The sequence below is a fragment of the Pseudomonas sp. NY8896 genome (assembly GCF_039634505.1).
The window spans coordinates 465,718-484,052 of sequence record NZ_CP132350.1 but is presented as its reverse complement, the minus strand read 5'-3'; the positions used below and the strand labels follow the sequence as shown (position 1 = coordinate 484,052).

Sequence of the window (18,335 nt, the reverse complement as noted above, 5' to 3'; positions counted from 1 at the left end):
GCCCGGCGACCTCGACGAGCATTTATTGCAAAGTGTGTTGCTCGACAAACACTTGCGGCTCCATGCCTTCGCGGCTGACCAGGCGATTCAGTTCGACCATGGGCAGTCGCACGCTCAGCAGGCTGCGCCCTTCTTCATCATGCTCTTCACTCTGCACGGCACCCAGGGCAAAGAATTGCGCGCGCAAGCGGGCAAAACGCTGCTCCAGGCACAGGGTACCGACAAACAGATCATCCCCCAGCAACTCGGCAACCGCCTGGCCAACCAGCTCCAGGCCACGACCATCGCGTGCCGATACCCAGACCCGTTCCGGCTTGCCATCGGCGTTGCGCTGGATCTGTGGCTCGACATCTTCGAGCAGGTCGAGTTTGTTATACACCTCGAGGATCGGCAAGCCTTCAGCGCCAATCTCGCCCAACACGGCCAGCACCTGCTCGATCTGCTCCATGCGCTCTGGCTCATGGGCGTCGATCACATGCAGCAACAGGTCGGAGTTGCTCGACTCTTCGAGCGTAGCCCGAAATGCCTCGACCAGCTTGTGCGGCAGATGGCGAATGAAGCCCACGGTGTCGGCCAGCACGATTGGCCCCAGGTCATTGAGCTCGAGCCGGCGCAGGGTCGGGTCGAGGGTGGCGAACAGCTGGTCCGCAGCGTACACCTCGGACTCGGTCAGGGCGTTGAACAGTGTGGACTTGCCGGCGTTGGTGTAACCCACCAGCGACACGGACGGAATATCCGCACGCTTGCGCCCACGCCGCGCCTGCTCGCGCTGGCTGCGCACTTTCTCCAGGCGTGACTTGATCTGGCGTATGCGCACCCGCAACAGTCGGCGGTCGGTTTCGAGCTGCGTTTCACCCGGGCCGCGCAGGCCGATACCACCTTTCTGTCGCTCAAGGTGAGTCCAGCCGCGCACCAGCCGCGTGCTCATGTGCTCCAGCTGGGCCAGTTCGACCTGCAGCTTGCCTTCATGGGTACGCGCCCGTTGGGCGAAGATATCGAGGATCAGCCCGGTACGGTCGAGCACACGACACTCGAACACACGTTCAAGGTTGCGCTCCTGACTGGGCGTGAGGGTGTGATTGAAAATCACCAGGTCTACCTGCTCGGCATGGACCAGGTCGTGCAATTCCTCGACCTTGCCACTGCCAATCAGGTATTTGGCGGAAGGCTGATGCCTTGTCACCGTGACCAGCGAGACGATGTCGGCACCGGCCGACAATGCCAACTCCTGAAACTCCTGCGGGTCTTCGCGCGCCTCAGGGTTCTGACCTTCCAAGTGAACGAGCAACGCTCGCTCACCACCACCGTGGCGCTCAAAGAACAATGCAGGCTCCTATCAGGCGTTGCCTGGCTCGCTGTCGCCGTGCTCGCCATCGGTCGGGCTTGGCAGGCGGACCGGACGGGCCGGAACCACGGTCGAAATGGCGTGCTTGTAGACCATCTGGCTGACGGTGTTCTTCAGCAGAACCACGAACTGGTCGAACGATTCGATCGAACCCTGCAGCTTGATACCGTTGACCAGGTAGATGGATACCGGGACCTTTTCTTTTCTCAAGGTGTTCAAGTAAGGGTCTTGTAGCGAATGCCCTTTTGACATATGCCGCACTCCTGTAAGGATAAATAATAGAAAATCAATAAAATCGATAAATTAGGCCGCCCCTTCGCAAGAATAGACGGCAATCAGCAGGGACTCAGCTCAATATGGAGATGGCCCCAAGGTATTTCAAGGTGCGGGACAGATTGTCGCAGGCCAGGCTGTCAAGCCAGTGCACTTCAGGCCAGCCACGCAACCAGGTGAACTGCCGTTTGGCCAGCTGCCGAGTAGCAATGATACCGCGTTCACGCATCTCATTCTCAGTCAGCTTGCCGTCCAGGTAATCCCAGACTTGCCGATAACCCACTGCCCGTATAGACGGCAGCCCGGCGTGCAAGTCACTTCTGGCTCGCAGCGATCGGACCTCCTCAACGAAGCCCTGTTCCAGCATCTGCGAAAATCGTAACGCAATTCGCTGATGCAAAATGTGACGATCTGTAGGAGCAATCGCCAAACTGGCGACAGTATAGGGCAAATGTCCGCCAGCGCCTGCGTCTGCGCCGCGACTTTCCGCGAATTGACGTTGACGATGGGCCGTCATGCTCTCGCCGCTCACCCGGTATACCTCCAGCGCCCGGATCAGCCGCTGCGGGTCGTTGGGGTGGATGCGCGCCGCCGACACCGGGTCGACCTCGGCCAGTTGACGGTGCAACTCGGCCAGCCCCAAGGCTTCGGCCTGGGCTTCCAGCTCGGCGCGCACTGCGGCATCGGCCGCCGGCATGTCGGCCAGGCCATCGATCAACGCCTTGTAATAGAGCATGGTGCCGCCGACCAGCAACGGGATCTTGCCGCGCGCAGTGATCTCGGCCATGGCCTCCAAGGCATCGGCACGGAACTGTGCGGCCGAATAGCTCTCGGCCGGGTCACGAATGTCGATCAGCCGGTGCGGGTGGGCGGCGAGGATTTCTTTCGAGGGTTTGGCCGAGCCGATGTCCATGCCCCGGTAGACCAGTGCCGAATCGACGCTGATCAGTTCACAGGGCAGCACTTTGGTCAGCTCGATGGCCAGGTCGGTCTTGCCGGCCGCCGTCGGGCCCATCAGGAATATTGCAGGGGGCTTGCTGCTCATTTCATCGACCGCGCAGGAAGAGTTTGTCCAGGTCGTCCAGGCCCATCTGGGTCCAGGTGGGACGGCCATGGTTGCACTGGCCGCTGCGCTCGGTGTTTTCCATGTCGCGCAGCAGGGCGTTCATCTCGGGAATTGCCAGGCGCCGGTTGGCGCGCACGGCGCCATGGCAGGCCATGGTACCGAGCAGTTCGTTGAGGTGCGCCTGAATACGGTCGCTGGTGCCGTATTCCATCAAGTCGGCCAGCACGTCCTGCACCAGGCGGTTGGCCTCGGCCTGCTTGAGCAAGGCCGGGATCTGGCGAACCGCCAAGGTCTCGGGGCCCAGGCGTTGCAATTCGAAGCCCAGGCGCTGGAACCACTGAGCATGCTCTTCGGCACAGTCGGCCTCACGCTGGCTCAGGGCCAGGGTTTCCGGCACCAGCAGCGGCTGGCCACTGAGGCCCTCGCTGGCCATGGCCACCTTGAGCCGCTCGTACATGATCCGCTCATGGGCGGCGTGCATGTCCACCAGCACCAGGCCGACGGCATTCTCGGCCAGGATGTAGATACCCTTGAGCTGCGCCAGCGCGTAGCCAAGCGGGGGAATGTCACCTTGGCTTTCGGGCAAGGCCGTCGCAGCTGCGGCACCGTTGTCCAACGGCTTGTAGAACTCGCGATACACCGCCTGCGCCTCGGCGGCCGGCAGCGGCTGCGAAGGACGCGGGGTGTACTGGTACTGGTAACCGGCGCCACTGCCGCCATTGGAAAATGACTGTTGCGGGGCTCGCGGCTGTTCGAGCACCGGCGAGGCCAGGCGCATTTCACCCTGGGGGCCGAACTCACCAGCCTGCTGGCCAGTGGGGCGAGCCAGCTCGGGCACGGCGGCAGGCGCGGCCAGTTGGTCTTCCGGGCGAACATCAGCCAGGGCTCGGTGCAAAGTGCCATACAGGAAATCGTGCACCGAGCGCCCTTCGCGGAAGCGCACTTCATGCTTGGTCGGGTGCACGTTCACATCGACGCCGTTGGGCTCCAGCTCCAGGAACAGCACGAACGTGGGGTGACGACCATTGAACAACACATCGCGGTAGGCCTGGCGCACGGCGTGGGCGACCAGCTTGTCGCGCACCGCGCGGCCGTTGACGAAGAAGTACTGCAAGTCGGCCTGGCTGCGCGAGAACGTCGGCAGGCCAACCCAGCCCCACAGGCGCAGGCCGTTGCGCTCGACGTCGATCGGCAGCGCCTGCTCCATGAAGCCAGGGCCGCAGATGGCACCCACCCGCCGTGCACGGGCGGTTTCGTCGTGAGCCTCGTGCAGGCTGAGGATGCTCTTGCCGTTGTGGCGCAGGTGGAAGCCGACATCGAAACGCGCCAGCGCCAGCCGGCGGATCACTTCCTGCAGGTGGTCGAATTCGGTTTTTTCGGCCTTGAGGAACTTGCGCCGGGCCGGGGTATTGAAGAACAGGTCGCGCACTTCCACCGAGGTCCCGACCGGGTGCGCCGCTGGCTGCACCCGTGGGGTCATGTCGCGGCCTTCGGTTTCCACCTGCCAGGCCTCGCTGGCACTGGCAGTACGGGAGGTCATGGTCAAACGCGCCACCGAGCTGATCGAGGCCAGCGCCTCGCCACGGAAGCCCAGGCTCATGACGCCTTCCAGGTCCTCAAGCTCACGAATCTTGCTGGTGGCGTGACGCGCCAGGGCCAGCGGCAGGTCATCGGCAGAAATACCGCTGCCATCGTCCCGTACCTTCAGCAGCTTGACGCCGCCCTGCTCCACTTCCACATCGATGCGCCGGGCACCGGAGTCCAGGCTGTTTTCCAGCAATTCCTTGGCGACAGAAGCCGGCCGCTCGACAACCTCGCCGGCGGCAATCTGGTTGGCCAGCCGCGGGCTAAGCAGCTGAATGCGCGAACCGCCGCTCATTATTGCGCCGCCAGGGTCGTGGCGGGTACATCAAGGCGTTGGCCGACCTTCAGCTCATCGGTCTTGAGGCTGTTGGTGCTGCGCAGGCTGGCCACGCTGACCTGGTAGCGTACAGCCAGCATCGCCAGGGTTTCGCCAGGCCGGACGGTGTGCTCACGCGGCCCAGCCGCAATCTTGCCGGTGTCGCGCAGCCAGGCGATATAAGTGCCTGGCGGCGGGTTCTGCTGGAAGTACTGGCGTACACCGGTGTGGATCGAGCGGGCCAGGGCTTGCTGGTGGCTCGCAGTGGCCAGCTTGGCGGCTTCGTTGTTGTTCGAAATGAACCCGGTTTCAACCAGGATCGACGGAATATCCGGCGACTTCAGCACCATGAAGCCGGCCTGTTCCACGCGCTGTTTGTGCAGCGAGGTGACACGCCCCATGTTGCCCAGCACTTTCTGCCCCACATTGAGGCTGGAGCTGAGCGTGGCGGTCATGGAGAGGTCGAGCAGCACCCCCGCGAGCATACGGTCCTTGTCGTCGAGGCTGACGTTACCCGCACCACCGATCAGGTCGGAGCGGTTTTCCGTGTCGGCCAGCCAGCGCGCAGTCTCGGAAGTGGCGCCGCGGTCGGACAGGGCAAATACCGAGGCGCCAAAGGCCGCACGCGACGGCGCGGCGTCGGCGTGGATCGAAATGAACAGGTCGGCGCCCTTCTTGCGGGCGATTTCCGTGCGTTTACGCAGTGGAATGAAGTAGTCGCCAGTGCGGGTCAGCTCCGCCCGGAAGCCGCGTTCGCTGTTGATCTGGCGCTGCAGTTCCTTGGCGATCTGCAGCACGATGTCTTTTTCATGCTGGCCACGCGAACCGGATGCACCGGGGTCTTCGCCACCGTGACCGGCATCGATGGCCACAACGATTTCACGCTTGCCGCTCGGCACCGGTGGCAGCTTGATGGCAGGCTGGGCCGGGCTTACCGGCACCGCAGGCGTGGTCGCAGGTGTTTGTACCGGGGTCGGGGTAGGAGGTGGCGCGCTGGCTGCAATGGCGTCGGCTTCCTGGTCGTACAGGTCGACCACCAGGCGATTGCCGTACTGGGCATTGGGCGCCAAGGTGAAGCTTTTTGGGGTAACCGACTTTTTCAGGTCGACCACCACGCGCAGGTCGGTCGGGGTACGTTGTGCCGAACGCACGCTGCTGATCGGCGTATTGGAGGTGGCCACGTTCAATGGCGCGGCCAGGGTCGCACCATTGATGTCGATAACCAGACGATCCGGTGCGCTCAAGGTGAAGACGCTGTGCTGCACGGGGCCAGACAGGTCGAAGACCAGCCGCGTGTTGTCTGGCGCGCGCCACAGGCGCATGCTCTTGACTTGTGTGACGGCCAGAGCGTCAACGGTCACCGTTGTCAGCAGCAGCCCAACGATGGCGACCAGTGCGCGTATGCGCATACCTACCCCACTTACTGTTTATAGTGTTCGGCCAGTGCCACGCACCAGGCCTCGCCGCGAGCCCCCTGCGGCGAAAGGATCAGCGAGCGTCCGCCCGCTTGGGGGCTTATGGTAATGGTCAGGTCAGGCTTTGGCAAAACGCCCGCACCCTTTTGTGGCCACTCGAACAGGCACAGCGGGTCGCCCTCGAAATAATCACGAATACCCATGAACTCAAGCTCCTCCGGGTCGACCAGGCGATACAGGTCGAAGTGAAAGGCTCGGACCTCGCCGATTTCGTAGGGTTCGACCACGGTAAAGGTCGGGCTTTTCACTGCACCAGTATGGCCCAGGCCACGGATCAGCCCCCGGGAAAGCGTAGTCTTGCCCGCCCCCAGGTCGCCTTCAAGAAAGATCACGCCGCGACCACCGGTCACCTCGGCCATTTTTGCACCGAAGTCGACCGTGGCCGCTTCATCGGCCAGAAACAGATTTAAGCCAGACACGCAGAATGCTCCTCCAACAACTCACGAATGACCGGCGCCAGATCACTGGCCGCCAGGCCTCTACCTTTTACCCCCAGACGCTCGCCCGCACAGGCGTGCAGCCATGTTCCCAAGCAACCCGCGCTCCAGGCGTCCAGGCCTTGGGCCAACAGTGCCGCCAGCACGCCGGTCAGCACGTCGCCCAGCCCGGCGCCAGCCATCGCCGGGTGGCCGCGCTCGCATAGCGCCAGTTGCCCGGCCGGTGCGGCCACCAGGGTGCCGGCACCTTTGAGTACGCAGACGCTGTTGTAACGGCGCGCCAACTTGCGCGCAGCCCCTGGGCGGTCGGCCTGCACGGCCTCGGTGGAAATGCCCAGCAGCCGCGCCGCCTCCCCCGGGTGAGGGGTGAGGATACTGCCACTGGGCAAGGCCAGCGGGGTGCGCGCCAGCAAATTCAGGGCATCGGCATCCCACACCTGCGGCCGCTCGGCGTTGGCCACCGCCGACAACAGGCTGCGGCCCCACGCCGCCTGCCCGAGGCCCGGACCGACCACCAGCACCGAGGCGCGCTCCAGCACGCCCATCAGCTGGTTGGCCGAACTGGCGCCAAGGCACATGACTTCGGGCAGGCGCGCCAGGCTGGCCGCTACATGCTCCGGCCGGGTTGCCACGCTGACCAGCCCGGCCCCGCAACGCAGGGCGGCTTCGGCACTGAGCAATACGGCGCCACCCGTGCCGAGGTCGCCACCGACCACCAGCACATGGCCAAAGTCACCTTTATGGGCAAGCGCGTGGCGTGCCGGCAGGTGCGCCACGGTCACGCTGCTGAGCAATTGAGGGGCATTGCTGGGGTGTTTGGTCTGCGGCATGGGGTCAAAGGCTCCAATGTCTGGCAGAATTATACGCACCTGAGCCCGTATTGCCTTGCCCATCCATGTCCGCCTCTACACCTGACCTCGCCCAACTGGCCCAATCGATCAAGATTTGGGGCCAGGAACTCGGTTTTGCCCATGTTGGCATCGCCGGGGTTGACCTTGGCGAACACGAACACCACCTGCAGCGCTGGCTCGACGCCGGCTACCAGGGCGAAATGGAATACCTGGGCGCCCACGGCAGCAAAAGGTCACACCCCGACCAGCTGATCCCCGGCACGGTACGCGTGGTCTCGCTGCGCATGGACTACCTGCCTGGCGACACACAAATGGCGCAGCGCCTGGCACAACCAGAAAAGGCCTACATTTCGCGCTATGCGCTGGGCCGGGACTACCACAAACTGGTGCGCAAGCGCGTGCAGTTCCTTGCCGATCGTATTCAGGAAGCCATCGGCCCGTTCGGGTACCGCGCCTTCGTCGACAGCGCCCCGGTGCTGGAAAAGGCCTTGGCCGAACAGGCCGGGCTGGGCTGGATCGGCAAGAACACGCTGTTGCTCAACCGCAAGGCCGGTAGCTATTTCTTCCTTGCCGAACTGTTTGTCGACCTGCCGTTGCCGGTGGACGAAGCCACCACCAGCGAGCACTGCGGGCGGTGCCAGGCCTGCCTGGACATCTGCCCGACCCAGGCGTTTGTCGGGCCCTATGTGCTGGATGCACGGCGCTGCATCTCGTACCTGACCATCGAGCTGAGGGGCGCGATCCCTGTCGAGCTGCGCGCGAAGATGGGCAACCGGGTGTTCGGTTGCGACGACTGCCAGATCGTCTGCCCCTGGAACCGCTTCGCCAAGCACAGCCAGGAGCAGGATTTCCAGCCACGGCACGGGCTGGAGAATGCCGAGTTGGCGGAAATGTTCCTGTGGGATGAACGCACCTTCCTGCGCAAGACCGAAGGTGGGCCGTTGCGGCGGGCGGGGTATGAACGGTTCTTGCGCAACCTGGCGGTGGGGTTGGGCAATGCGCCGTCCACGATTCCAGTGATAGAGGCACTGAAGGCGCGGCGTGAAGATGCATCTGAGCTGGTACGCGAGCACGTTGAATGGGCGCTGGCCCGACACGACATTCAGTAGCTGGGGCCGCGGCGCGGCCCAGAATTCACTGCTGGTCGTTGTAGTGGAACTTGGGCATTTCCCAGTGGAAGCGAATCGCCAACAGGCGCAGCAGGAAACCGCCAAACAAGGTCAGCAGCATCGCCTGCTCCGCCGGCACCTTGAAATACACGCAGCCCAGATAGAACCACGCCGCCGCGAACGACACGCTGGCATACAGTTCGCGACGGAACACCAGCGGGATGTCGTTGCAGAAGATATCCCGCAGGATGCCGCCAAACACCCCGGTGATCACCCCGCTGATGGACGCCACCAGCATGCCCTGCCCCATTTCCAGCGCCGTCATGCAGCCAATCAGGGTAAACGCCACCAGCCCCAGGGCATCGAGCACCAGAAACAGCGAGCGCAGGCGGCGCATCATCGGCGCAATGAAAATAGTCAGCAGCGCCGCAAAGCTGGTCAACACCAGGTACTCGGGGTGCTTCACCCAGGTCAGCGGGTAGTGCCCGAGCAGCACATCACGCACCGAGCCGCCCCCCAGGGCGGTGACGCAGGCAATCAGCACCACGCCGAACCAGTCCATGCCGCGACGCCCGGCAGACAGCGCGCCAGTCATGGCTTCGGCGGTGATGGCAACGAGATAGAGCATCAACAACATGGTGCGGGTCCGTGCAGGAAAGGCGCGCAGTCTAACCAGTTGCCCAAGGCACCAAAAGGGGGCGCAGACACAATATCTGCGCCGTTTCGGATCACAGCTTGATGAAGTGCTCGCGGTAGTGACGCAGTTCGGCGATCGACTCGCGAATATCGTCCAGCGCCAGGTGGGTATTGCCCTTCTTGAAGCTGTCACGCACATTCGGCGCCCAGCGCGCGGCCAGCTCCTTCAGAGTGGAAACATCCAGGTTGCGATAGTGGAAGTAGTTTTCCAGGTTGCGCATGTGACGGTAGAGGAAACGGCGGTCCTGGCAGATGCTGTTGCCGCAGATCGGCGACTTGCCTTTGGGTACCCACTGTTCAAGGAAGGCGATGGTCTGCGCCTCGGCTTCAGCCATGCTGACCTTGCTCTCGCGCACGCGCTGGGTCAGGCCCGAAGCGCCATGGGTGCGGGTGTTCCACTCATCCATACGCGCCAGCACGTCGTCACTGTGGTGGATGGCGATCACCGGCCCTTCGGCCAGGGTGTTCAGCTCGCTGTCGGTGACGATGGTTGCCATTTCGATGATGACGTCGCTGTCTGGATCCAGGCCGGTCATTTCCAGGTCGATCCAGATCAGGTTCTGTGGGTTTTGCATGCAGGGGCTCCTCGTATAGCCCGTCATAGTAGCCTAGTGGCCCAGGCACGCCCATTCACCGCTCAAAGGTTAGCGGAATAGTCCAGCGCCTGGCGTGCTAAACTGCCTGCCGTTTTCAATGCCCCACCCCGGGCCTTTCTCACGGTACCTTCATGGCCAAACGCCAGCTCAATCGCCGCCAGAACTGGCGGATCGAAAAAATCCAGGGCGAGCGCGCCGCTCGTGCAGCCAAACGCGAGCAGCATGCGCTGCAGGAACTGGAGGGAGGCGACCTGGGGCCGGAGCAACTGGGCCTGGTGATCGCGCACTTCGGCGTGCAGGTAGAAGTAGAAGCCCAGGATGGCGAAGGCGCAGGCCAGGTATTCCGCTGCCACCTGCGCGCCAACCTGCCGGCGCTGGTTACCGGCGACCGCGTCGTGTGGCGGGCGGGCAACCAGGGCATTGGTGTGATCGTGGCGCAGATGCCTCGCAGCACCGAGCTTTGCCGGCCGAACAACCACGGCCAGCTGAAACCGGTGGCGGCCAACGTCGACCTGATCGTGATTGTCTTTGCCCCGGCCCCGGAGCCACACCCGAACCTGATCGACCGCTACCTGGTAGCTGCCGAGCACGCCGGCCTGCGCCCGCTGCTGCTGCTGAACAAAGCCGACCTGATCAACGACGAGAACGGCCCCGGCCTGCATGCACTGCTGGAGGTCTACCGCGAACTGGGCTACCCGCTGCTGGAAGTATCGGCACACCAGGGTGACGGCATGCAGCGCCTGCAACAGCAACTCGACGGTCACATCAGCGTGTTCGTCGGCCAGTCGGGGGTGGGCAAGTCATCGCTGGTCAACAGCCTGCTGCCAGACGCTGGCACTCGCGTCGGCGACCTGTCGGAATGGTCGGGCCAAGGCACTCACACCACCACCACGGCGCGGCTGTACCACTTCCCGAACGGCGGCGACCTGATCGACTCGCCGGGTATTCGTGAGTTCGGCCTTGGCCACGTCAGCCGCGACGACGTGGAAGATGGCTTCATCGAGTTCCGTGACCTGTTCGGTACATGCCGTTTCCGCGACTGCAAGCATGACCGAGAACCGGGCTGTGCGTTGCTCAAGGCCCTGGACGAGGGGCGTATCAAGCCGCAGCGCATGAACAGCTACCGCTCGATCATCGCCAGCCTCACAGAAGACAGCTACTGACTGGGCGGCGGGCCAGAGCAATCTGTAGGATTTATTACCGAGCCGTGTAGGACGGCTCTGGTTTCGCCGTCATCTATTGCCCACACGTCCGCTTTCCCTGATGGTCATGGCTTCTATCAGGGAGGGTAACCGCCATGCCGGTTCTTATCAGCTACCGCCACGAAGTGCGGCTCGACGCCTTTATTCTCAACGAGCGCCTGCTGCTCGAAGGCATCCCCACCCAAGTGGTGCAGTTGGACTGCGACGGGCAAACCCATGACGACCTGTATGGCAGTTTCTGCCAGCAGATGAACGATGCCACCCACTGGATCGGAGTATTGCCGACCGATACCAACGACGCCTGGTGGACCGCCTGGCTGCTGGGGGCGGCAGCGATTACCTGCCGGCGAGTGAGTTTCTTCCGCAAAGGTTCAGGCGCACTGCCGGTTTGCCTGAGCAAATGGCCGGCCATGCGCGAACGTACGCATATCGACCTGTTCGTGCGGGCTTATCATGACGAACGCATGTTCGAGCGAGCCATGACACTGCCGCCGGGGCGCGGCTCTTGCACTGACAGGGATAATGCAGCCTTCTTTCATGCTGATCTCAAGGCCAAGATCAGGCGGGGGTTCTGACGGAGATGCAGCCGCAAACACCGGCTACGCCGGTGATCGCGAACCCCCTGGATGTTGAGCAAGACAGTTGTGCCCGCGAAATGCCGGGCTTACTGGTCCTTGGCCTCATCCATCTTCAACGTACCATCCTCGAAGATGTTCAGTTTCTGGCGCAGTTCGCGCGGCTGCATCGGTGCCTGTTCGGCCTCGCCACCCGTCCCCGATGCAGCTGGCGCGGCCGGTGCCGAAGCCCCTGGCGCAGCGTCATTGGCTGGCGGTGCGGCAGGCGGGGCGGCCGGTGCCTCCGGCGCTCCCTGCTCACCCTCGATGTTGCGCTGGGCCTTCTTGGTCAGCACGATGATGTCGATGCGGCGGTTGACCGGGTTGAACGGGTCCTTGCGGTCGAACAGCGACGACGAGGCGTAGCCCACCACCCGCGCCACCTGGCCGTCCGGGTAACCACCGGCCACCAGCGCACGACGTGCGGCGTTGGCGCGGTTGGCCGACAGCTCCCAGTTACCGAACTCGCCGGTGCCGGCATACGGCTTGGCATCGGTGTGGCCGCTGATGCTGATCTTGTTCGGCACCGCCTTGATGGTGTCGGCCATGGCCAGCAGGATGTCTTCGAAGTACGGCTGCAGGCGCGCACTGCCAATGTCGAACATTGGCCGGTTCTCGGCGTCCATGATCTGGATACGCAGGCCGTCCTGGGTGATCTCGAACAGAATCTGGTCCTTGAACTTCTGCAACTGCGGGTTCTCTTCCACCTTGTTCTGCAGTTCTTGCAGCAGCAGTTCCAGGCGCTCACGCTCCACCTGCTCGGCCATGGTCTCGACCTGGTCCTTGCTCAGTTGGGTGGTGGACTCTTGCGTCGGTTCGGCCTTCACTTCCGGGTTGATGGTCTTTTCCGGTGCCAGCTCAGGCGAGCCGCCCAGGTCGATGACGTAGGGCGTGCCGCTTTCCGAAAAGCCGATCGGGTCTTTGAAGTAGCCGGCAATAGCGATCTTCTGTTCTGGCGTGGCCGTGGACATCAGCCACAGCACCAGGAAGAACGCCATCATCGCCGTGGCGAAGTCGGCGAAGGCGATTTTCCAGGCGCCGCCGTGGTGGCCGCCGCCAAAGCGCTTGACGCGCTTGACGATAATGGGCTGGTTGTTTTCCATGACTCAGCGACCGCGAACCGCTTGTTCCAGTTCGGCGAAGCTTGGGCGGTGCTTGGGGTACAGCACCTTGCGCCCGAACTCGACCGCCAACGAAGGCGGCATGCCCGAGGCAGAGGCCACCAGCGAAGCCTTGATCGATTCGTACAGGTTCAGCTCTTCCTTGGCGTCGTGCTCCAGGCACTTGGCCAACGGGCCGAAGAAGCCGTAGGCCGCCAGAATACCGAAGAAGGTACCGACCAGCGCCGCACCCACGTGCATGCCGATGGCCGCCTGGTCACCTTCGCCCAGCGAGGCCATGGTCACCACGATACCCAGTACCGCCGCGACGATGCCGAAGCCCGGCATGCCGTCGGCGATGCCGGTCACCGCGTGCGACGGGTGCTCCAGCTCTTCTTTCATGCTCAGCAGTTCCATGTCGAACAGGCCCTCGAGCTCGTGCGGGGCCATGTTGCCGGTAGACATGATGCGCAGGTAGTCGCAGACGAACGCAGTCATGCGTTCATCGGCCAGTACCGTCGGGTACTTGGCGAAAATCGGGCTGGCGGCGGCGTCCTCGATGTCGGCCTCGATGGCCATCATGCCTTCGCGACGGCTCTTGTTGAGGATCTCGTACACCAGGCCCAACACCTCCAGATAGAAGGCATGACTGAAGCGCGAGCCGAACATTTTCATCGACTTCTTGATGACGTGCATGGTCATGTGGCCAGGGTTGGCCTGCAGGAACGCACCAAAGGCCGCACCGCCAATGATCAGTACTTCGAACGGCTGGATCAGCGCTGCGATTTTGCCGTGGGAGAGCACGTAGCCGCCGAGCACGCTCGCGAATACGACGATGATGCCGATAATTTTAGCCATAGGTTCAAAGCACTTGCTGTCGTGGTCAGGGGAAGAGACGGGAGCTTTAAAACTCTTCTTCTACTTATCGGCAGAACTGCGCCAGACTATAGCCACTCAATGCGAAAAGCCAGTTCGGACTGATGTCAAAATGCCAATTGAAACCAAGGTGCCCGCTCAGGCCCCGCGTACGTTAGAGGCCTGGGTAAAGCTGCTCGAGAGTGTTCGCATCCCCGTGCCGAAGCACAGCTACGACCGGGTCATGGCCGCCATAAACGATAGCCGCCGCTCGCTGCGCGATATCGCCGAACTGATGCAGGACAGCCCGGCACTGGTGCTGTCGGTGATGCGCGAAGCCAATCACCCCACCAATGCCAGCCTGGCCGAGCCCGCCGAAAGCCTGGAAGTCGCACTCAACCGTCTGGGCCTGGAGCGCAGCGAACAGCTGCTCAGACGCCTGCCAGCGTTGCCTGTGGAAGAAATCCCGCCGGTACTGTGCCAGTTCCAGATGATCAGCCAGCACGCCGCACAGCAGGCCAGCGGTCTGTTCGCCAGCCGCCTGGCACGGCTCTGGCAAGAAATTCACTGGGGCAGCCTGCTGTTCCTTTCGCCACTGTGGCCGCTGGCGCTGGCCTACCCCAAGTTGCTCGATACCTGGGAGTTGCGGGTAATCCACAAGGGGGAGGACGCAGCAGGGGTGGAGGAAGAACTGTTTGGCGTGCGCATCATGGCGCTGTGCCAGACCATGGCCGAGTACTGGCGCCTGCCACAATGGGTCACCCAGGGTTACCGCCTGCTGCTGGAAGAACGCGATCAACTGGCCCAGGTGCTGAACATCGCCCGCGACGAAGACCTGCTCAGCCAGCAGCACCGCCTGGACGCCGAGCCCGGCCTGCGGCGCTGGTTCAACCAGCCGGCCAATACCGTGTTGCTGGCCAACAACCTGGCCCTGGCAGCACAGGTCGGCTGGGACAACCCACACTTGCTGCGCTGGCAACTGCTGACTGCGTTGTACCTGCAGACCTCGCTGGAAGACGTGCAGCAGCAGGTGCACCAGCAGGCCGCTGCCAGCGCCCGCCGCCACGCCCGACATGCCTTGTTCCATCCGGCAGAAGCGTTGATCTGGCCGTGGCACCAACGCCGCCCGCACCCGGACATGCTGGCCCCGCCACCGCCCAGCAGCGACGACCTGGCACGCTGGCGCACACTGTGCCAGGACCTGCTGGCCCAACCCAGCCCGTTCACCAACACCGTGCACCTGGCCACCCAGGCCCGCGAGGCCCTGCTGGCCTGCGGCATGCAACGCATCATGCTGTTGAGCCTGGACAAGGCCAGTGACTACCTGCGCGTACAGCAGATTGCCGGCCTGCCCAAGGAAGCCGGGGCTTTGGCCCTGCAGGTGTCGCAGAACAAGCTGCTGCAAAAGCTGATGAGCCAGGCTGGGCAACTGCGCATAACCCCGGAAAACCACAGCCAGTTTTCGGCCCTGCTGCCCGCCCCGCTGCGTGCCTTGTTCCGCAGCGAGCATGTACTGCTGCGTTCATTGGCGGTGAACGACCAGGTGCTGATGCTGCTGGTGGCCGACCAGGGCTGTCGGCCCTTGGCCGATATCAGCGTGCAAGCTGTCGGCAAGACCGCGCAATGCATCGAGCGCGCCCTGTCGGTGTTTGCCAACCGCAAGGGCTGAGCCTTGCGCTACAATCGCCCCTCTTTCCACACTGGAGACCGTGGATGACTGACTTTTCCGGCCTGCCCCTGGTGATCGAAGCTGCAGACCTGCTGCCACGCCTGGATTCGCCGCAGCTGATCCTGGTCGACCTGAGCAGCGCCAACCGCTATGTCAGCGGGCATATCCCCGGCGCACGCTTTGTCGAAGGCAAGCGCACCCAGCTTGGCCAGCCACCCGCGCCCGGCCTGCTGCCGGCCCTGGGCGAACTGGAAAAACTGTTCAGCGAACTCGGCCATCGCGACGACGCCGTGTATGTGGTGTACGACGATGAAGGCGGCGGCTGGGCGGGGCGTTTCATCTGGCTGCTCGATGTGATCGGGCACAAGGGCTACCACTACCTCAATGGCGGTATCCAGGCCTGGCCGGCAGATACGCTGTCCACTGAAGTGCCCGCCAGCGGCAACACCCCGGTACGCCTGCGTATCGACAGCGCCCCCACGGCCACGCGCGAGTACCTGCAAAGCCGCCTGGGCGCCGATGACCTGGTCATCTGGGACGCGCGCGGCCCGCAGGAATTCAGTGGCGAGAAAGTGCTGGCAGCCAAGGGCGGCCACATCCCCGGTGCGATCAACTTCGAGTGGACCGCCGGCATGGACCTCAACGACCACCTGCGCATTCGCCAGGACATCGCCGACGTCCTGCTGGAGCTGGGCATCACACCGGACAAGGAAGTGATCACCCATTGCCAGACCCACCGCCGCTCCGGCTTCACTTATCTGGTGGCCAAGGCCCTCGGCTACCCACGCGTCAAGGCTTACGCCGGCTCGTGGAGCGAATGGGGCAACCACCCGGACACGCCTGTAGAAGTTTAAGGAACCTGCATGAAATCCCGTTTGTTCATCATCAGCCAGTACCTGCTGCCGCACCACCTGCTGTCGCGACTGGCCGGCTGCGTCGCCGAGTGCCGCGCACGCTGGTTCAAAAATGCCTTCACTGCCTGGTTCGCCAAGCGCTATCAGGTCAACATGAGCGAAGCGCTGGTCGAAGACCTGAGCGCGTACGAGCATTTCAACGCGTTCTTCACCCGCGCCCTGAAGCCAGGCGCCCGCCCGCTGGACGAAACCCCGGGCGCCATCCTGTGCCCGGCCGACGGTGCTGTCAGCCAGCTCGGCCCGATCGAGCACGGCCGCATCTTCCAGGCCAAAGGCCACGGTTTCAGCGCGCAAGAGCTGCTGGGCGGTGACCCGGCCATGGCCGCGCCGTTCATGGGCGGCGAGTTCGCCACCATTTACCTGTCGCCCAAGGACTACCACCGCGTGCACATGCCGCTGGCCGGCACCCTGCGTGAAATGGTCTATGTGCCGGGCCGCCTGTTCTCGGTCAACCAGACCACCGCAGAGAACGTTCCCGAGCTGTTCGCTCGCAACGAGCGTGTGGTCTGCCTGTTCGATACCGAACGTGGGCCAATGGCTGTGGTGCTGGTTGGCGCGATGATCGTTGCCTCGATCGAAACCGTATGGGCCGGGCTGGTCACGCCGCCAAAGCGTGAGCTGAAAACCTTCCGTTACGACGAAGCCAGCCGCGCGCCGATCCATCTGGAAAAGGGCGCCGAGCTGGGCCGCTTCAAGCTGGGCTCGACCGCCATCGTGCTGTTCGGGCCGGAGCAGGTGAGGTGGGCTGAAAGCCTGGGTGCTGGTTCTGCAGTGCGCATGGGGCAACTGCTGGCAGAGCCTGTACAGGCTTGACTGCGGTTTTTGCTTTGAAGTGGCTGGCGCGGTTTATTTAGCGCCTGTGAGATCGAGCGCCACCCGCGCGGCGCTCGATCTCACAGGCACTGAAGATACAACGACAAACTAGCCGCGCGCGTCGCGGTCGCGTAGGCCCAGCAGGTACAGCACGCCATCCAACCCCAGGGTAGAAATAGCCTGCTTGGCCGATTGGCGCACCAGCGGCTTGGCACGGAACGCGACACCCAGCCCAGCCAGCGACAGCATCGGCAGGTCGTTGGCACCATCCCCCACGGCAATGGTCTGCTCCAGCTGCAAGCCTTCTTCGTTGGCCAGCTTTTGCAACAGCTCGGCTTTGCGCTGGGCGTCGACGATCGGCTCTACCGCCACCCCGGTCACCTTGCCATCGACCACTTCCAGCTCGTTGGCGAACACATAGTCGATACCCAGGCGCGCCTGCACCTGGCGGGCGAAGTAGGTAAAGCCACCGGACAGGATCGCAGTCTTGTAACCCAGGCGCTTGAGCTCGGCGAACAGGTTTTCGGCACCCTCGGTCAGGCGCAGCGAGGCACCGATTTCGTCCAGCACCCCCACATCCAGGCCCTTGAGCAGCGCCATGCGCTCCTTGAAACTGGCGCGGAAATCCAGCTCCCCGCGCATGGCACGCTCGGTGATCGCCGCGACCTGCTCGCCCACACCGGCCGCCTTGGCCAGCTCGTCGATGACTTCAGCCTCAATCAGCGTGGAATCCATGTCGAACACCGCCAGGCGGCGGTTGCGGCGGAACAGGTCGTCTTTCTGGAAGGCGATGTCGATGCTCAGCGCTTCAGCCAAGGCAAAGAAATCGGCACGCAGGGCCTGGGCATCGCTCGGTACGCCGCGCACGGAAATCTCGACGGCTGCCTTGCCCTTGTCGGTTTCGGCATCCAGCGCCACACGGGCCGACAGGCGCTCGATGCGCTCGATGGTCAGGCCGTACTGGCTGATCACCGCACTCACCCGCTGCAACTGCTCGGGGGTGATCTTGCGGCTGAGCAGCGTAACGATGTGGCGCGCTTCGCCATGGCCATCGGCCCAGTGCTGGTAATCCGCCTCGGAAATAGGGGTGTAGCGGGCCTGCAGGTTCAGCTCGTGGGCCTTGGCCTGCACGCTTTGCAGCAGGGCAGTCGCCACTTCGTTGTCCGGGATATCGACCAGGATGCCAAACGACAAGGTGCCGTGCATGACCGCCAGGCCGATGTCGAGGATACTCACACCGCCCTGCAGCAGGACGCCGGTGATAGCCGCAGTGAGACCGGGACGGTCCTCACCGGTGATGTTGATCAGGACGATTTCGCGCACAACCTGGCTCCGACTTCGATGAAAAATGCGCATTCTACCGATTTTCCATGACCATCGGGCGCCAACGATACTTTGCCGACAAAACCCGGCTCGCTAT

General features: G+C 63.4%; 18 protein-coding genes. 6 read left to right on the top strand and 12 right to left on the bottom strand.

All coding sequences use genetic code 11. The features are described 5' to 3' along the window. Positions 1-22 precede the first annotated feature (22 nt). From hflX to Q9451_RS02075, 7 genes are all read right to left on the bottom strand, one after another. A complete protein-coding gene (gene hflX / locus Q9451_RS02105; protein ID WP_012274456.1) occupies positions 23-1,324 on the bottom strand; it encodes a ribosome rescue GTPase HflX in 1,302 nt (433 codons plus the stop codon). Positions 1,325-1,336: 12 nt separating this feature from the next. After that, the gene (gene hfq, locus Q9451_RS02100) at positions 1,337-1,597 is read right to left on the bottom strand and encodes an RNA chaperone Hfq (RefSeq protein ID WP_012274457.1); all 261 of its coding nucleotides are present in this window, start codon (positions 1,595-1,597) and stop codon (positions 1,337-1,339) included. 94 nt (positions 1,598-1,691) lie between these two features. Then, entirely contained in the window at positions 1,692-2,663 is a 972-nt protein-coding gene (miaA, locus tag Q9451_RS02095) for a tRNA (adenosine(37)-N6)-dimethylallyltransferase MiaA (protein WP_012274458.1), read from the bottom strand. 1 nt (position 2,664) lies between these two features. Next, positions 2,665-4,563 carry a DNA mismatch repair endonuclease MutL gene (mutL, locus tag Q9451_RS02090; RefSeq protein WP_012274459.1) on the bottom strand — a complete coding sequence of 633 codons (1,899 nt, stop codon included), beginning with the start codon at positions 4,561-4,563 and terminating at the stop codon, positions 2,665-2,667. After that, positions 4,563-5,993, bottom strand: coding sequence for an N-acetylmuramoyl-L-alanine amidase (locus Q9451_RS02085; RefSeq protein ID WP_012274460.1), 1,431 nt, complete (start codon positions 5,991-5,993; stop codon positions 4,563-4,565). Before Q9451_RS02085 ends, mutL begins: the two co-directional genes overlap by 1 nt. 11 nt (positions 5,994-6,004) lie before the next feature. Beyond that, positions 6,005-6,478 carry a tRNA (adenosine(37)-N6)-threonylcarbamoyltransferase complex ATPase subunit type 1 TsaE gene (tsaE, locus tag Q9451_RS02080; protein WP_012274461.1) on the bottom strand — a complete coding sequence of 158 codons (474 nt, stop codon included), beginning with the start codon at positions 6,476-6,478 and terminating at the stop codon, positions 6,005-6,007. Further along, the gene (locus Q9451_RS02075) at positions 6,466-7,326 is read right to left on the bottom strand and encodes an NAD(P)H-hydrate dehydratase (protein WP_041166606.1); all 861 of its coding nucleotides are present in this window, start codon (positions 7,324-7,326) and stop codon (positions 6,466-6,468) included. The genes tsaE and Q9451_RS02075 overlap by 13 nt, the downstream gene beginning before the upstream one ends. Positions 7,327-7,391: 65 nt before the next feature. Between Q9451_RS02075 and queG the strand changes: the two genes are divergently transcribed. Then, on the top strand, positions 7,392-8,456 hold the full coding sequence (gene queG / locus Q9451_RS02070; protein WP_012274463.1) for a tRNA epoxyqueuosine(34) reductase QueG: 1,065 nt from the start codon (positions 7,392-7,394) through the stop codon (positions 8,454-8,456). Positions 8,457-8,481: 25 nt separating this feature from the next. Here queG and Q9451_RS02065 read toward each other — a convergent pair whose 3' ends face one another. Together Q9451_RS02065 and orn are read right to left on the bottom strand one after the other, a co-directional pair. After that, positions 8,482-9,093 carry a trimeric intracellular cation channel family protein gene (locus tag Q9451_RS02065; RefSeq protein WP_012274464.1) on the bottom strand — a complete coding sequence of 204 codons (612 nt, stop codon included), beginning with the start codon at positions 9,091-9,093 and terminating at the stop codon, positions 8,482-8,484. 91 nt (positions 9,094-9,184) lie between these two features. Continuing rightward, positions 9,185-9,727: an oligoribonuclease gene (gene orn, locus Q9451_RS02060; RefSeq protein WP_012274465.1), complete on the bottom strand. Its 543-nt coding sequence runs from the start codon at positions 9,725-9,727 to the stop codon at positions 9,185-9,187. A 152-nt stretch (positions 9,728-9,879) separates the two neighbouring features. On the opposite strand from orn, the gene rsgA reads away from it, so the two are divergent. Both rsgA and Q9451_RS02050 read left to right on the top strand, forming a co-directional pair. Further along, entirely contained in the window at positions 9,880-10,911 is a 1,032-nt protein-coding gene (rsgA, locus tag Q9451_RS02055) for a small ribosomal subunit biogenesis GTPase RsgA (protein ID WP_012274466.1), read from the top strand. Between the two features lie 134 nt (positions 10,912-11,045). Next, the gene (locus Q9451_RS02050) at positions 11,046-11,525 is read left to right on the top strand and encodes a hypothetical protein (RefSeq protein WP_012274467.1); all 480 of its coding nucleotides are present in this window, start codon (positions 11,046-11,048) and stop codon (positions 11,523-11,525) included. 89 nt (positions 11,526-11,614) lie between these two features. On the opposite strand, the gene motB is transcribed toward Q9451_RS02050, so the two are convergent. Both motB and motA read right to left on the bottom strand, forming a co-directional pair. Further along, positions 11,615-12,667 carry a flagellar motor protein MotB gene (gene motB, locus Q9451_RS02045; protein WP_012274468.1) on the bottom strand — a complete coding sequence of 351 codons (1,053 nt, stop codon included), beginning with the start codon at positions 12,665-12,667 and terminating at the stop codon, positions 11,615-11,617. A 3-nt stretch (positions 12,668-12,670) separates the two neighbouring features. Further along, positions 12,671-13,522: a flagellar motor stator protein MotA gene (gene motA / locus Q9451_RS02040; protein WP_012274469.1), complete on the bottom strand. Its 852-nt coding sequence runs from the start codon at positions 13,520-13,522 to the stop codon at positions 12,671-12,673. Positions 13,523-13,652: 130 nt separating this feature from the next. Between motA and Q9451_RS02035 the strand changes: the two genes are divergently transcribed. The 3 genes from Q9451_RS02035 to asd are packed head-to-tail and all read left to right on the top strand — an operon-like array spanning position 13,653 to position 16,915. Continuing rightward, complete coding sequence (locus tag Q9451_RS02035) at positions 13,653-15,188, top strand: HDOD domain-containing protein (protein ID WP_012274470.1); 1,536 nt, start codon at positions 13,653-13,655, stop codon at positions 15,186-15,188. Between the two features lie 44 nt (positions 15,189-15,232). After that, on the top strand, positions 15,233-16,042 hold the full coding sequence (locus Q9451_RS02030; RefSeq protein ID WP_012274471.1) for a rhodanese-like domain-containing protein: 810 nt from the start codon (positions 15,233-15,235) through the stop codon (positions 16,040-16,042). 9 nt (positions 16,043-16,051) lie between these two features. Then, entirely contained in the window at positions 16,052-16,915 is an 864-nt protein-coding gene (asd, locus tag Q9451_RS02025; RefSeq protein WP_012274472.1) for an archaetidylserine decarboxylase, read from the top strand. Between the two features lie 108 nt (positions 16,916-17,023). Here the strand turns inward: asd and serB are convergent, their stop codons facing one another. After that, complete coding sequence (serB, locus tag Q9451_RS02020; RefSeq protein ID WP_012274473.1) at positions 17,024-18,238, bottom strand: phosphoserine phosphatase SerB; 1,215 nt, start codon at positions 18,236-18,238, stop codon at positions 17,024-17,026. Between the last annotated feature and the right edge of the window lie 97 nt (positions 18,239-18,335).

Coding starts and splice junctions, on each gene's coding strand:
- hfq (WP_012274457.1), bottom strand. CDS start 1,597: ATGTCAAAAGGGCATTCGCTACAAGACCCTTACTTGAACACCTTGAGA.
- miaA (WP_012274458.1), bottom strand. CDS start 2,663: ATGAGCAGCAAGCCCCCTGCAATATTCCTGATGGGCCCGACGGCGGCC.
- mutL (WP_012274459.1), bottom strand. CDS start 4,563: ATGAGCGGCGGTTCGCGCATTCAGCTGCTTAGCCCGCGGCTGGCCAAC.
- Q9451_RS02085 (WP_012274460.1), bottom strand. CDS start 5,993: ATGCGCATACGCGCACTGGTCGCCATCGTTGGGCTGCTGCTGACAACG.
- Q9451_RS02075 (WP_041166606.1), bottom strand. CDS start 7,326: ATGCCGCAGACCAAACACCCCAGCAATGCCCCTCAATTGCTCAGCAGC.
- queG (WP_012274463.1), top strand. CDS start 7,392: ATGTCCGCCTCTACACCTGACCTCGCCCAACTGGCCCAATCGATCAAG.
- Q9451_RS02065 (WP_012274464.1), bottom strand. CDS start 9,093: ATGTTGTTGATGCTCTATCTCGTTGCCATCACCGCCGAAGCCATGACT.
- orn (WP_012274465.1), bottom strand. CDS start 9,727: ATGCAAAACCCACAGAACCTGATCTGGATCGACCTGGAAATGACCGGC.
- rsgA (WP_012274466.1), top strand. CDS start 9,880: ATGGCCAAACGCCAGCTCAATCGCCGCCAGAACTGGCGGATCGAAAAA.
- Q9451_RS02050 (WP_012274467.1), top strand. CDS start 11,046: ATGCCGGTTCTTATCAGCTACCGCCACGAAGTGCGGCTCGACGCCTTT.
- motB (WP_012274468.1), bottom strand. CDS start 12,667: ATGGAAAACAACCAGCCCATTATCGTCAAGCGCGTCAAGCGCTTTGGC.
- motA (WP_012274469.1), bottom strand. CDS start 13,522: ATGGCTAAAATTATCGGCATCATCGTCGTATTCGCGAGCGTGCTCGGC.
- Q9451_RS02035 (WP_012274470.1), top strand. CDS start 13,653: ATGCCAATTGAAACCAAGGTGCCCGCTCAGGCCCCGCGTACGTTAGAG.
- Q9451_RS02030 (WP_012274471.1), top strand. CDS start 15,233: ATGACTGACTTTTCCGGCCTGCCCCTGGTGATCGAAGCTGCAGACCTG.
- asd (WP_012274472.1), top strand. CDS start 16,052: ATGAAATCCCGTTTGTTCATCATCAGCCAGTACCTGCTGCCGCACCAC.